Genomic DNA, 12,695 nt, shown 5'->3' on the forward strand with positions numbered 1-12,695 from the left:
GGTGGGGGCGGGGCGGGGGTCTGCGGGGCGGGGTCAGCCCGCTTGTGCGAAGAGCTCCTTGAGCCGGGCGGCCCAGGCCCGGGGGTGGCTGGTGTTGCCGTTGTGGCCGCCGGGCAGCTCCTCGACCGGCGTGCCGAGCAGGGCGCCGAGGGCCTGGGCGCAGTGGCGGTCGAACACCCCGGGCGGGGTGGTGCGGCCGACGGCGGGCACGATCCGGGCGGTGGAGGCCCGGACGGCGTCGTGGTCGAGGACGTCCTCGACCACGGCGGTGAAGTCGTGCCGGACGAACCGGTCGAAGCCCGCCGCCCGCCGGGCGTCCAGCGGCTGCGGGGTGAGGCCGGGTTCGGCGTCGGCCGCGGCGGGGTCGATGCCGAGCACCCGGGCGATCCCGGGGAGCACCGCGGCCAGGCCCCCGCGCCCGTACAGCTCCTGGAGGTCGACGAGTTCGCGCCGGTGGCGGGCGGCCTCGGCGGGGGCCAGCAGGCCGGGGGCGACGGGCTCGTGGGCGATCAGGGTGCGGAGCAGCCCGGGCCGCCGGGCGGCGACGTGCAGGCCGATCACGGCGCCGAAGCTGCAGCCGAGCATCAGCGCGGGCCCGTCGGCGACCGCCTCCAACAGCCGCCGGACGTCGTCCGCGTGCTCGGCCATGCTCGTCCCCCGCTCGGGGTGGTCGAGGCGGCTGCGGGACAGGCCGCGCCGGTCGTAGGTGAGCACGGTGTAGGCGTCGGCCAGGTGCGGGACGAGGTCGACGGTGCGGTCGGCGTCGCCCTCGCCGCTCTGGGCGATCAGCAGCAGCGGGCCGGTGCCCTCGGTGCGGTGGTGCAGGACGGCGCCGGGAACGGCGAGCGTGCCGGTGACGGACATCGGGATCCCCCTCCGCGGCGGTCGGTCCGCCGCTCCGCCCCCGACCCTAATCCATCGGAATCGATGCATCAAGATGGATGCATCTAGTTCGATGTACCATCGGGGCATGGACGGAGTCGAACTGTTCCTGCTGGGCCGCGCCCTGATGAAGATCGGCGAGGACGCCCTGCCCGAACCCCCCGGCGGCAGCGACCGGCACCCCGGCAGCACCCGCAACACCCTGGTCGCGGCCAGCGACGTCGCCGCCCACCCCGGCACCACCGTCGGCGAGATCGCCGCCCGCACCGGGCTGCCGCAGAGCCAGATCTCCACCGCGGTGGCCCGCCTCAAGGAGGCCGGCGCGGTGCGCACCGACCCCGATCCGGCCGACCGGCGGCGCACCCTGGTCCGCCCCGCCGAACACCCCTCCGCCCGGGTCTCCGCCGTCCGCGCCGCCGGCGTCGACGACGCGCTCGCCGCCGCGCTCGGCCCGGACGCGGCCCCCGAACGGCTCGCCGAGGTCACCGCCGCGCTGGACGTGCTGGCCCGGCACCTGCTGTCGCGCGACTGAGCACCCGCCCGGAGCCCGGCTCACCGCCGCCGACGCCGCCGCCGAGGCCCGTAGGTGACGGTGCGTCACTTTTCGGACGAGTTCCCGGGGCGGGTATCAATTCGGTGAAAATCTGGCAATGTTGCCCGGGATGCCCGCTCTGTCCGTTGAACGCGCCGGGCCCGGTTGTTAGTGTCGCGCGCTCACAGCGCGTCCGACGGGGGCGTGCGGCTGGAACCGCCGGGAGCACCGCCAGATGGCGATCGTCAAGTCCACGATTCAGCAGCAGGTCGCCGACGCGATCGCCGCGATCGAGCCCAACGACCGGCCGGTCGCCACCATCCAGACCATCACGGGCCCGAGCCCCTGGCTGACCAACGGCGTGCTCGGCCTCATCGGTCAGCTGATGGTCAAGTACTACTTCGTCACGCTGACCCACCGGGTGGTCGTCATCCACCGCACCTCCCGGATCAGCAACCGCCCGCAGGAAGTCCTGTACGTGATCCCGCTGGACCAGGCCCGCGCCTCGATCAGCGACGTGCGGCGCAACACCCTGTGGAGCTCGCTGCGCTTCCAGCTCCCGAACGAGCCGAAGCCGACCCGGATGAACATCCACCGCATGTGGCGGACCGAGATGGACACCTTCGTCGGCACCCTGCTCGGCGGCGCCCCGGGCGTCCCCGGCCAGTACCCGCCGGCCCAGGCCCCGGCCCCCGGCCAGTACCAGCAGCCGCAGGCCCCGGTCCCCGGCCAGTACCCGGCGGCCCCGCCCGCCGCCCCGTACCCGCCGCAGCAGCCGGGCGGCCAGTACCCGCCGGCCCAGGCCCCGGGCCAGTACCCGGCGCAGGGCGGCAACCCCTACCAGAGCTGAGCGTTCTGCCCGAACGCCGGAGCGCCCGTCCGACCGCCTGGCAGTGGCGGTCGGACGGGCGCTCCGGCGTTCCCGGGGGCCGGCGTTCCCGGGGGCCGGGGGCCCGAGGGGCCGGGGGCCCGAGGGGTCGGGGGCTCGGGGCCCGGGCGGGTTCAGCCGAGGTGGGTGCGGGCCCAGTCGGCGAGCAGCCGGGCGCAGTCGTCGACGGACTCCTGCCAGCTGCGGAGCGCGCCCTCGCCGGCCTCGTCGCTGACGTGCTTGACCAGGCGGACGGGCAGCCCGGCGCGGCGGGCCACGGTGGCGATCGCGTAGCCCTCCATGTCGACCAGGTCGGCGCTGCGGGCCAGCAGGTCGCGTTCGGTGTCGGCGGAGACGAAGCGGTCACCGGTGGCGAGCACCGGCCCGGACGGGCCGAGGTCGATCGGGCCGTCCATCGGACGCCCGGTGAGCTGCCCGAGCAACTCGACGTCGAGGTCGTGCTGGAGCACCCGGCCGATCTCGTGGGTGCCACCGAGGCCGGGCCGCAACGCCCCCGCAGTCCCCAGGTTGACGACCCCCGCGGGCCGCTCCCCGCCCGCCAGCACGGCGGACAGCGCGGCCGCCGCGTTCAGCTTGCCCATGCCGGTGAGCAGCACCGGCAGGCCGCCGTCGAAGTGCGCGGCCTCCTCGGGCAGGGCGACGACGATCAGCGGGCGGTCGGAGGTGACGGTTCCGGTCAGACGCATGGCGCCCAGCTTACGAGGACGCCTGACGAAGGCCGCGGCGCGGCCCGGGCGGGGAGGCGAGGGGCGGGGGTCGGGCGGGGGCGGGGCACCGACGAGGGTCGGCACGCAGCCCGGGTGCGGCCCGGCACGGGGGTCGGGGTGCAGCCCGGCGCGACGGCCAGAGCCCGGCTCCGCCCGCACTCGGAGCGCCACCCGACACGACGGCCCGGAACCCGACCCCGCCCAGCAGCCCGAGCCGCCGGGGCCCTGCCCGGGCGGGGAGGCGAGGTACGGGGATCGGGCGGGGCCGGGGCGCAGCCGGGTGCGGCGCTCGGGGGCAACCCGCACAGCGGCCGGAGCACGGCCCAGCACGGGGGGCGGGCTGCGGCCTGGACGACACTCGGAGCCCGGCCCGGACGGCGGACAGGGCGCAGCCCGGCGCGACGGCCAGAGCCCGGCTCCGCCCGCGCTCGGGGCACCACCCGACACGACGGCCCGGAGCCCGACCCCGCCCAGCAGCCCGAGCCGCCGGGGCCCTGCCCGGGCGGGCCGGTGTGCGGGTCGGGGCGTGTTCGGTGGACGGGGCGCGGCCGGGTGGGCACGAGTTAGTGGCCGGTGGGCGAACACCCGGCCAACTCCGGCCGTTCGGCCGTCGCGCGTGGCGATACTGCCCGGAGACGTGGCACCGGTGGAGCCGAGGGGGAACGGTGGCCGCACAGACCCAGGGGGGCGTTCGCGCGCCGTCCCCGACCCGCGCGCCGGAGCCGGGCCCCGGCGGGCCGGTGCAGCCGGTGCAGCCGGTGCCCGGCGGGCGGCTGTCCGGCCCGCTGGCGCGCCTGCGGTCGGCTGCTCGCACCCCGCCGGGGCGGCTTCGTACGGCGCTCGCGGTGCTGGTGGCGCTGGCGCTGCTGTTCGGTGTCACGGCGGCCTGGCAGTCCGCGGAACGGGCCGCGGCAGCCCGGCAGTTGGCGTCCCGCAGTGAGCCGCTGAGCCAGGACGCGGCGGAGATCTACCGTTCGCTGGCGGACGCCGACGCCACCGCCGCCGCGGGTTTCCTGATGGCCTCCGCGGAGCCGCCCGAGGTCCGCAAGCGCTACCAGGACGACCTGGCGACCGCAGCCCGGCTGATCCCGCAGGCCGCCGCGCGCAGCGGTGCGTCCGCCGACGCGCAGCGGCAGTTGGCCGCCCTGGGTGAGCAACTGCCGCGCTACGCGGGCCTGGTGGAGACCGCCCGGGCGATCAACCGGGAGGGCCTGCCGCTCGGCGGGGCGTACCTGCGGTACGCCTCGAACTACCTGCAGACCAGCCTGCTGCCGACCGCGGAGCGGATCGCCGACGGCGAGGCCGCCGCCCTGGACGAGGACCACGACGCGGCGGCCGCGGTGCCGTGGGCGGCGCTGGTGCTGGGCGTGCTGCTGCTGGGGGCGCTGGGCCGCTACCAGGTGGTGCTGTTCCGGCGCACCAACCGGGTGTTCAACCCGGGCCTGCTGACCGCCTCGGCCGCGGTGCTGGCCGCGCTGGCGTGGACGGCCGTCGGCACCGTCGCGGCCGGCACCGGCCTGCACGAGGCCCGCACCCGGGGCATCGACCCGCTGCGCGAGCTGAACCGGGTCCGGGTGGAGGCGCTGCAGGCGCACACCGCGGAGAACCTCGACCTGGTCTCGCGCGGCGCCACCGAGGCGTTCGAGGACCGCTGGGACGCGCTGGCGAGGACCCTGACCGCCTCCGCCCGCGACACCGGTTCGGTGGCGGGCCTGCTGGCCGACCCGCCGGAGCGGGCCCGGCAGCAGCTGACCGAGGCCCGGCGCTGGTTCGACGAGTGGCAGCGGCGGCACGCCGAGGCCGCCCGGTTGGACGCCGAGGGCAGGTACGAGGAGGCGCTGGGCAAGACCCTGGCCCCGGGCCGGGACGACACCGCCGAGGCCGCGTTCAACGCCGCCGGGCAGCAGTGGGAGCAGGCCGGACGGGCCGAGCAGGCCGCGTTCGAGGCCGCCGCGGGCGGCATCGACGGGACGCTGGCCGTCCAGGCCGCGGCGACGGCGCTGCTGGCCGCGCTGGCGGTCGGCGGCACGGTGCGCGGCCTCGGCCGCCGACTGGCCGAGTACCGGTGACGGGGGGACGAAGGATGCGCAGGGCGAGGACCAGGACGCTGCTCGCGGCCGCGGCACTGCTGGCGGGCCTGCTCGGCGGCGGCGGCTCGGCCGCCGGGGCGGGCGGCACCCGCGGGGAGGCGCTCGTGCACGCCGCGGCGGCCGCGCCGCAGAGCGCGCCGGAGGCGGAGAACTGCGACACCGGGACGTCGCTACCGCCCGCGCAACGGGACGGGGCCCGGATCCAGGAGATCCGCAAGCGCGGCTACCTGATCGTCGGCGTCGACCAGAGCGCCTACAACTGGGGCTACCGGGACTCCCAGACCGGCCGGATCGAGGGCTTCGACATCGACCTGGCGCGCGCCGTCGCCCGGTCGGTCCTCGGCGACCCGGACAAGGTGCGGCTGAAGACCATCGCCACCGCCGACCGGGTCGAGCTGCTCCGGGCGCAGCCCCGGACGATCGACCTGATCGCCCGCGCGATGACCGTCACCTGTGACCGGCTGGAGCAGATCTCCTTCTCCTCGCCGTACTTCAAGGTCTCCCAGCGGGTGGTGGCGCCGAAGGCCGCGCACGCCCGCAGCGTGGCCGAGGCGCTCGGCGGCAAGCGGGTCTGCGCGGCGCTGAACTCCTCCTCGCACAGCGAGCTGAAGAGGGACCCGCACGGCGCCGCGTCGGTCGTCACGCCCGACAACCAGTTGGACTGCCTGGTGCTGATGGAGCTCGGCGAGGCGGACGCCACCCTGTCGGACAGTTCGCTGGCCGCCGCGATGGTCGCCCAGGACCAGACCATGGAGCTGGCCGGGGAGTCCTTCCTCCCCACGTACATGGGCGTGGGCATAAGCAAGGACGACACCGACCTGATCGCCTGGGTCAACCAGGTGCTGGTCGACTGGCGCAACAACGGCGGCTGGCAGGCCAGTTACGACCGGTGGCTGCGGCCCGTCATGGGGGATCCCGGCCCGTACCGGCCGTGGTGAGCACCGGGGCGCGGACCGCGGCGGCGGCAGCGGTGACGGTGGCAGTGGCGGCGGGGACGGCGGTCGCGGCGCCGTCCCGGACCGGGAATCCGGGGGACCGCCCTCCGCGCGGTGCCGGGCGTCGGGGAGACTGGCGGCCCACGGGCCGTCGCTCCGACCGCCCCAGGACCGACGCCCCGTCACCACGACCGTGGCCGAGAGGAGGAACCGCGTTGGCCGGAACGACCCGCCCGGTGATGAACCGTGAGGAGGTCGACCGCGCGCTGGCCCGGCTGGGAGCCGAGCGCGACGCGGTCGAGGCGGCGCTGCTGGCGCTCCAGGACCACCCGGGACTGCGGCTGCTGACCGGCGCCGAACTGTCCGGACGCACCCGGGAGCGCTGGGCCGTCGCCGAGGGCGGCGTCGCCCTGCTGTGGGCCCTGTTCGACCGGTACGCGGAGGCGCTGGCCTCCGCCCGCGCGGTCCGCTCCCGGCGCACCCGGCCCACCAGCGCCGAACTCGCCGAGCTCGGCGAACTGCTGACCGGCCGCTCGGTCACCGTCTCCGGCGGCCGGCTCCCCCACCCGTCGGGGCAACTCCCGGCCCCGGCACGGCTGGTGGAGCAGGTCACGCTCGGCGAACTGCTGGAGCGGATGAACGGCTGGTACGCCGTGGTGGTCGAGGTGGTGAGCGCCGTCGACGCGGTCTGGTCGGCGCTGCCCGCCCGGATCGACCTGCTGCTCACCGAACTCGGCCGGGTCCGGATGCTCGCCGGATCGGTCGGCGTCCGCCCCGGCGGGCACCCGCTGGCCGACGACCTCGACGAACTGGCCGGGCAGCTGACCGCGCTGCGGGCCCTGGTCGTCGCCGACCCGCTCGCGCTGTGGCGGCCCAGCCGGGTGCCCGCGCAGCGCGGCCGGGCCGCCGACGACACCGCGTGGGCCTCGCCCACCGGCGCCGTGGACACCGCCGGGTTCGACCGGATGGGACGTCGGCTCGACGACGTGCGCGTCGAGCTGGAGGGCCTGCTGCGGCTGCGCGACGAGTCCCACGAACGGCTCCAGCAGGTCGCCGACCTGCTCCAGCGCGCCGACCTGACCCTCGCCGAGGCCCGCCGGGCCCGCGGCGAGGTGCTGGCGAAGATCGCCGCCACCGAGGTGCCCGCCGTGCCCGGCCCGCCCTCCGCGCTGCGCGAGGCGATCGGCCAGGCCGTCGACTACCAGCAGACCGGCCAGTGGCACCGGCTCGGCCCGCTGCTGGACGCGCTGGAGGACGCCGCCGCCAAGGAGCTCGGCCGGGCCCGGCAGTCGCTCACCGAGGTCGCCCAGCCGCTCGCCGTCCGGGCCGAACTGCGCGGCCGGCTGGAGGCGTACAAGGCGATGGCCGCCCGGTTCGGCCTGGCCGAGGACCCCGAGGTGGTCGAACGCTTCGAGAAGGCCCGCTGGCTGCTCTGGAGCGCCCCGTGCGACCTGCGGGCCGCCGCCGAGGCCGTCGGCCGCTTCCAGCAGGCGCTGCGCGCACCCGACCGGCAGCAGCCGCAGCCGCAGCCGGGGCAACCGCCGCAGCAGGGGCAACCGGACGTCCGGGACGGCCGGCCGCCGGAGCAGGGCGACCAGGGGAAGGACAGCGATGGCTGAGGCATGCGCCCGCACGGGCTGCACCGGGGAGATCGACGCCGACGGCTACTGCGACGCGTGCGGGCTCACCCCCGAACGCGGCCCGGCCGCACCCGCGGCACCGACCGCCGCACCGGCCGCACCGGCCGCAGCGGCACCCGGCAGCCCGTGCGGGCGCGGCGACTGCGACGGCGCCATCGACCCCGACGGCTACTGCGACGCGTGCGGCCTCGCCGCGCCCGCCTCCGCCTCCGTCCCCGCCCCCGTCCCGCTGCCCGCCCCGCGCACCTCCTCGGCCGCCTCCCGGTCGAGCCGTTCCCGGTCCCGTTCGCGTTCCGGCGGTTCGGTGTCGGTGCGCAGCTCGCGGGGCAGCACGGGCAGCGCCAAGCGCGGCAACCTGGGCGCGGGCCTGGTGGCGATCGCCCCGGTGCCGACCGCGGACCCGGCGCGGGCGGTGCTGGAGAACCCGGAGGTGCCGGAGCGCAAGCGGTTCTGCTCGCGCTGCGACCAGCCGGTGGGCCGCGAGAAGGACGGCCGCCCGGGCCGCCCGGAGGGGTTCTGCACCAAGTGCGGCAGCCCGTACTCGTTCAGCCCGAAGCTGGTGCGCGGCGACCTGGTCGGCGGCCAGTACGAGGTGATGGGCTGCCTGGCGCACGGCGGCCTGGGCTGGATCTACCTGGCGGTGGACCGCCGGGTGAACGACCGGTGGGTGGTGCTCAAGGGCCTGCTCGACACCGGGGACGAGGACGCGCTGGCGGTGGCGATCGCCGAGCGGCGGTTCCTGGCCGAGGTCGACCACCCGAACATCGTCCGGATCATCAACTTCGTCGAGCACCCGGACGCCCGGACCGGCGTCGCCGACGGCTACATCGTGATGGAGTACGTCGGCGGCAAGTCGCTGAAGGACATCGCCGACGAGCGCCGCGCCCCGGACGGGCAGCGCGAGCCGCTGCCCGTCGAGCAGGCGCTGGCGTACGCGCTGGCGGCGCTGCCCGCGCTGGGCTACCTGCACGCCCGCGGGCTGGTGTACTGCGACTTCAAGCTGGACAACGTGATCCAGTCGGACGACATGCTCAAGATCATCGACATGGGCGCGGTCCGGCGGCACGACGACGACGGCCCGATCTACGGCACCGTCGGCTACCAGGCCCCGGAGATCGCCACCGCCGGCCCCTCCCCCGCCTCCGACCTGTACACGGTGGCCCGCGCGCTGGCCGTGCTGACCTTCGACTTCCGCGGCTACACCGACCGCTGGCGGCACGAGCTCCCGGGCCCGGACGAGGTCGGGGTGTTCGCCCGGTACGAGTCCTTCCACCGGCTGCTGGTGCGCGCCACCGACCCGGACCCGGCCCGCCGGTTCGGCTCCGCCGAGGAGATGGCCGCGCAGCTGACCGGCGTGCTGCGCGAGGTGCTGAGCCTGCAGGACGGGCGGGCCCGGCCCGCGTCCTCCGCCCTGTTCGGGCCGGAACTGCGGGTCGTCGACACCGAGTTGGCCGAACGGGCACCGGACGCCCGGGCCGCCGCGCTGGCCCTGCCCGCCCCGCTGGCCGACCCGGCCGACCCGCACGCGGGCCTGCTCGCCACCCTGCCCACCGGCTCCCCCGCCGAGGCGCTGGCCGCGCTCCGGACGGCCGGCGCCGACTCGCCGGAGCTGCGGCTGCGGACGCTGCGCACCCACCTGGAACTCGGCGACACCGCGGCCGCCGCCGACGCGCTGGCCGCGCTGGAGGCCGAACAGCCCGACGACTGGCGGGTGGTGTGGCACCGCGGGTTGCTCGCGCTCGCCACCGGCCGGACCCGGAACGCCCGGGACGCCTTCGAGGCGCTGTACGACGCGTTCCCCGGCGAGAGCGCGCCCAAGCTGGCGCTCGCGGTCTGCGCCGAACTGGTCGGCGACACCGCGGCCGCCGCCCGGTACTACGCCCAGGTCAACCTGGTCGACCGGTCCTTCGTCGGGGCCGCGTTCGGCCTGGCCCGGGTCCGGCTCGCGGGCGGCGACCGGGACGGCGCGGTCGCCGCGCTGGAGGCCGTCCCGGAGAGCTCCGCGCACTGGACCGCCGCCCGAATAGGCACGGTCCGCGCCCGGCTGCGCGGCCGGGCCGCCACCGAGCCGCTGGCCGCCGAACTCGCCGACAGCTCCGAGCGGCTGGCGGCACTGACCCTGGACGCCCGGCGGCGCGAGGAACTGGCCGTCGAGGTGCTGGACTCGGCGCTGAACTGGGTCCTGGCGGGGGCCGCCGGGAAGCCCGCCACGCTGACCGTGCTGGGACATCCCGCGGCGGAACGGGAACTGAGGCTCGCCCTGGAACACTCCTACCGAATGTTGGCCCGGTTGTCCGACCGGGCCGAGACGAGGATCGAGTGGGTGGAACGGGCCAACCGGGCCCGCCCCAGGACATGGGTGTGAGCATGCCGCAGCAGACCGAGTGCCCGAACTGTGCCGAACCGCTGGGCTCGCAGGACGCGTTCTGCGGGGCCTGCGGCACCTCCCTGACCGGACCGCCGACCCTGCGCGACCTGCCCGTCGTGCCCAGCTGCCCGCACTGCGGCTCCGCCGAGCTCGCGGACGGCTGGTGCCAGCAGTGCGGGCAGGCCCAGCCGCGCGAGCGCGACCACCAGGAGCTGGAGCTGACCGGCGTCGCGGCGGTCTCCGACCGCGGCCTGCGGCACCACCGCAACGAGGACGCGTTCACCGTCGCCACCGCCGAGGGCCCCGGCGGCACGCCCGCGGTGCTCGCCGTGGTCTGCGACGGCGTCTCCTCCTCCTCCCGCCCCGACGAGGCCTCCGCCACCGCCGTCACCGCCGCCGCCGACTCGCTGGTCGCCGCGCTGGCGGCCGGCCGCGAGCCCGGCCAGGCGATGCGCGAGGCGATCGGCGCCGCCAACCGGGCCGTCACCGCGCTCGCCCACGACGGCACCGCCCCCGACGGCCGCCACCACAACGCCCCCGCCTGCACCTACGTCAGCGCGGTCAGCTCCGGCGGCCTGGTCACCATCGGCTGGGTCGGCGACACCCGCGCCTACTGGATCCCGGACGACCGCGAGGCCGCCGAGCCGTACCGGCTCACCGAGGACGACTCCTGGGCGGCCCGGATGGTCGCCGCCAAGCTGATGGCCGAGGCCGAGGCGTACGCGGACCCGCGCGCCCACGCCATCACCGGCTGGCTCGGCGCCGACGCCGAGGACCTCGACCCGCACACCGTCAGCTTCACCCCGCACGTCCCCGGCGTGCTGCTGATCTGCACCGACGGGCTGTGGAACTACGCCGAGGCCGCCACCGACCTGGCGTTCTTCGTCCGCGCCGACGCCCGCACCGAACCGCTGTCCACCGCACAGGAGTTGGTGCGGTTCGCGGTCGAGCGCGGCGGGCACGACAACATCACCGTCGCGGTCCTGCCGATCGACCCGCCGACCGCGCCGACCGCGCACGACACCACCCTGCTCGACGTGCCGCTGCCGCGCGCCGCCGACCCGGACGCCACCGTGCCGCTGCGCCCGGCCGCCCCGCCCGTCGCGGTGCCCCCGCCGCCCGCCGCGCCGCCGGCCCCGGCCGCACCCCCGGCCCCGGCCGCGCCGCCCGTCGCGGTGCCGACCGCCGTCGCCGCGCCCGTCGAGGACTGATCCACCCGCCGCCCTCGCCACCGCCACCGCCACCGCCACCGCCACCGATCCTCCGACAGGAGCTCTCCGCATGGCCTCGTTGTCCAAGCCCGACGCGCCCAGGTTCGACGTCGACGTCTTCCAGAACGAGTACCTCGCCCAGGGATCCCAGGAGGTCAACGCCATCGTCACGGTCACCGCGACCGGCGGCGGCACTTCCGGCGGGCGGCCGATCGGCGCCGCCGGGGCGGACGCCGCGGTGGTCCTGGTGATCGACTGCTCGGGCTCGATGGAGTACCCGGCCACCAAGATGCGGGACGCCCGCGGGGCCACCGCCGCTGCCGTCGACGAGCTGCGCGACGGCGTCGCCTTCGCCGTGGTGGCCGGCACCCACCAGGCGGTGGACGTCTTCCCGGGCAACGGCCGCCTCGCGGTCGCCGACCGTTCCACCCGCGAGCAGGCCAAGCTCGCGCTGCGCCGCCTCGACCCGTCCGGCGGAACGGCCATCGGCACCTGGATAGCCAGGGCGCAGCAGCTGTTCGCCTCCCGCCCCGAGGCGTCGATCCGGCACGCCGTCCTGCTCACCGACGGCCGCAACGAGCACGAGAAGCCCGCCGACCTGCAGCGCGCCCTGGACGCCGCCACCGGGTGCTTCACCGCCGACTGCCGCGGCGTCGGCACCGACTGGGAGGTCGCCGAGCTGCGGAAGGTCTCCTCCGCGCTGCTGGGCACCGTCGACATCGTCGCCGAGTCCTCCGGCCTGGCCGAGGACTTCCGGGCCATGATGACCGCCGCGATGGGCAAGCAGGTCGCCGACGTCGCGCTGCGGGTGTGGACGCCGGTGGGCGCCCGGGTGAAGTTCGTCAAGCAGGCCGCCCCGGCCGTCGAGGACCTGACCGGGCGCCGCACCGACACCGGTCCCCGCGCCGGGGACTACCCGACCGGGTCCTGGGGCGACGAGTCCCGCGACTACCACGTGTGCGTGGAGGTCCCGGCGGCGGCGGTCGGCAGCGAGATGCTGGCGGCCCGGATCAGCCTGGTCCTGCCGCACCCCGACGGCACCGCCGAGGTGCTCGGCCAGGGCCTGGTGCGCGCCGTGTGGACAGACGACCTGGCCTCCTCGACCCGGATCAACCCGCAGGTCGCCCACTACACCGGGCAGGCCGAGCTGGCCGATTCGATCCGCGTCGGCCTGGAGGCCCACCGGGCGGGCGACTTGGAGCTCGCGGGCGCCAAACTGGGCGCCGCGGTCAGACTGGCGTACACCAGCGGCAACGAGGGCACCCTCAAGCTGCTGCGGAAGGTGGTGGACGTGGTCGACGAACGGGAGGGTACCGTTCGGTTCCGTAAGAACGTGAGCGAGGCCGACTCGATGACGCTCGAGACCCGGTCGACCAAGACCGTGCGCGTGAAGAAGTGAGCCGGACACCCGCCGGACCCGAACCTGCTGGAGTGGGGACCT

General features: G+C 76.5%; 10 protein-coding genes. 8 read left to right on the top strand and 2 right to left on the bottom strand.

From position 1 onward, the window contains the following. Positions 1–33: 33 nt before the first annotated feature. Entirely contained in the window at positions 34–864 is an 831-nt protein-coding gene (locus tag OO57_RS27795; RefSeq protein WP_033255436.1) for an alpha/beta fold hydrolase, read from the bottom strand. A 106-nt stretch (positions 865–970) separates the two neighbouring features. Between OO57_RS27795 and OO57_RS27800 the strand changes: the two genes are divergently transcribed. Both OO57_RS27800 and OO57_RS27805 read left to right on the top strand, forming a co-directional pair. Then, entirely contained in the window at positions 971–1,414 is a 444-nt protein-coding gene (locus OO57_RS27800) for a MarR family winged helix-turn-helix transcriptional regulator (RefSeq protein WP_033255437.1), read from the top strand. A 235-nt stretch (positions 1,415–1,649) separates the two neighbouring features. Beyond that, positions 1,650–2,264 (top strand): hypothetical protein, encoded by a 615-nt coding sequence (locus OO57_RS27805; RefSeq protein ID WP_051778320.1) that lies wholly within the window; start codon positions 1,650–1,652, stop codon positions 2,262–2,264. A gap of 152 nt (positions 2,265–2,416) precedes the next feature. Here OO57_RS27805 and OO57_RS27810 read toward each other — a convergent pair whose 3' ends face one another. Beyond that, the gene (locus tag OO57_RS27810; RefSeq protein ID WP_033255438.1) at positions 2,417–2,989 is read right to left on the bottom strand and encodes a nucleosidase; all 573 of its coding nucleotides are present in this window, start codon (positions 2,987–2,989) and stop codon (positions 2,417–2,419) included. 770 nt (positions 2,990–3,759) lie between these two features. On the opposite strand from OO57_RS27810, the gene OO57_RS27815 reads away from it, so the two are divergent. The 6 genes from OO57_RS27815 to OO57_RS27840 all read left to right on the top strand — a co-directional run bounded on the left by OO57_RS27815 (position 3,760) and on the right by OO57_RS27840 (position 12,653). Then, positions 3,760–5,079 (top strand): hypothetical protein, encoded by a 1,320-nt coding sequence (locus OO57_RS27815; protein WP_158715245.1) that lies wholly within the window; start codon positions 3,760–3,762, stop codon positions 5,077–5,079. Positions 5,080–5,093: 14 nt separating this feature from the next. Continuing rightward, a complete protein-coding gene (locus OO57_RS27820; RefSeq protein ID WP_051778321.1) occupies positions 5,094–6,038 on the top strand; it encodes a glutamate ABC transporter substrate-binding protein in 945 nt (314 codons plus the stop codon). A gap of 236 nt (positions 6,039–6,274) precedes the next feature. Next, complete coding sequence (locus tag OO57_RS27825; protein WP_033255440.1) at positions 6,275–7,654, top strand: hypothetical protein; 1,380 nt, start codon at positions 6,275–6,277, stop codon at positions 7,652–7,654. After that, positions 7,647–10,040 (top strand): serine/threonine-protein kinase, encoded by a 2,394-nt coding sequence (locus tag OO57_RS27830; protein WP_033255441.1) that lies wholly within the window; start codon positions 7,647–7,649, stop codon positions 10,038–10,040. Before OO57_RS27825 ends, OO57_RS27830 begins: the two co-directional genes overlap by 8 nt. Positions 10,041–10,042: 2 nt before the next feature. Continuing rightward, positions 10,043–11,254 carry a PP2C family serine/threonine-protein phosphatase gene (locus OO57_RS27835; protein WP_063737657.1) on the top strand — a complete coding sequence of 404 codons (1,212 nt, stop codon included), beginning with the start codon at positions 10,043–10,045 and terminating at the stop codon, positions 11,252–11,254. Between the two features lie 70 nt (positions 11,255–11,324). Continuing rightward, positions 11,325–12,653 (top strand): vWA domain-containing protein, encoded by a 1,329-nt coding sequence (locus OO57_RS27840; protein WP_033255442.1) that lies wholly within the window; start codon positions 11,325–11,327, stop codon positions 12,651–12,653. Positions 12,654–12,695 lie beyond the last annotated feature (42 nt).

This window comes from Kitasatospora phosalacinea (genome assembly GCF_000717185.1).
Taxonomy (GTDB): Bacteria; Actinomycetota; Actinomycetes; order Streptomycetales; family Streptomycetaceae; genus Kitasatospora; species Kitasatospora phosalacinea_A.

What these genes read in the sequence shown, in the direction of transcription:
- OO57_RS27795 (WP_033255436.1), bottom strand. Translation starts at nt 864, where the DNA reads ATGTCCGTCACCGGCACGCTCGCCGTTCCCGGCGCCGTCCTGCACCAC.
- OO57_RS27800 (WP_033255437.1), top strand. Translation starts at nt 971, where the DNA reads ATGGACGGAGTCGAACTGTTCCTGCTGGGCCGCGCCCTGATGAAGATC.
- OO57_RS27805 (WP_051778320.1), top strand. Translation starts at nt 1,650, where the DNA reads ATGGCGATCGTCAAGTCCACGATTCAGCAGCAGGTCGCCGACGCGATC.
- OO57_RS27810 (WP_033255438.1), bottom strand. Translation starts at nt 2,989, where the DNA reads ATGCGTCTGACCGGAACCGTCACCTCCGACCGCCCGCTGATCGTCGTC.
- OO57_RS27820 (WP_051778321.1), top strand. Translation starts at nt 5,094, where the DNA reads ATGCGCAGGGCGAGGACCAGGACGCTGCTCGCGGCCGCGGCACTGCTG.
- OO57_RS27825 (WP_033255440.1), top strand. Translation starts at nt 6,275, where the DNA reads ATGAACCGTGAGGAGGTCGACCGCGCGCTGGCCCGGCTGGGAGCCGAG.
- OO57_RS27830 (WP_033255441.1), top strand. Translation starts at nt 7,647, where the DNA reads ATGGCTGAGGCATGCGCCCGCACGGGCTGCACCGGGGAGATCGACGCC.
- OO57_RS27835 (WP_063737657.1), top strand. Translation starts at nt 10,043, where the DNA reads ATGCCGCAGCAGACCGAGTGCCCGAACTGTGCCGAACCGCTGGGCTCG.
- OO57_RS27840 (WP_033255442.1), top strand. Translation starts at nt 11,325, where the DNA reads ATGGCCTCGTTGTCCAAGCCCGACGCGCCCAGGTTCGACGTCGACGTC.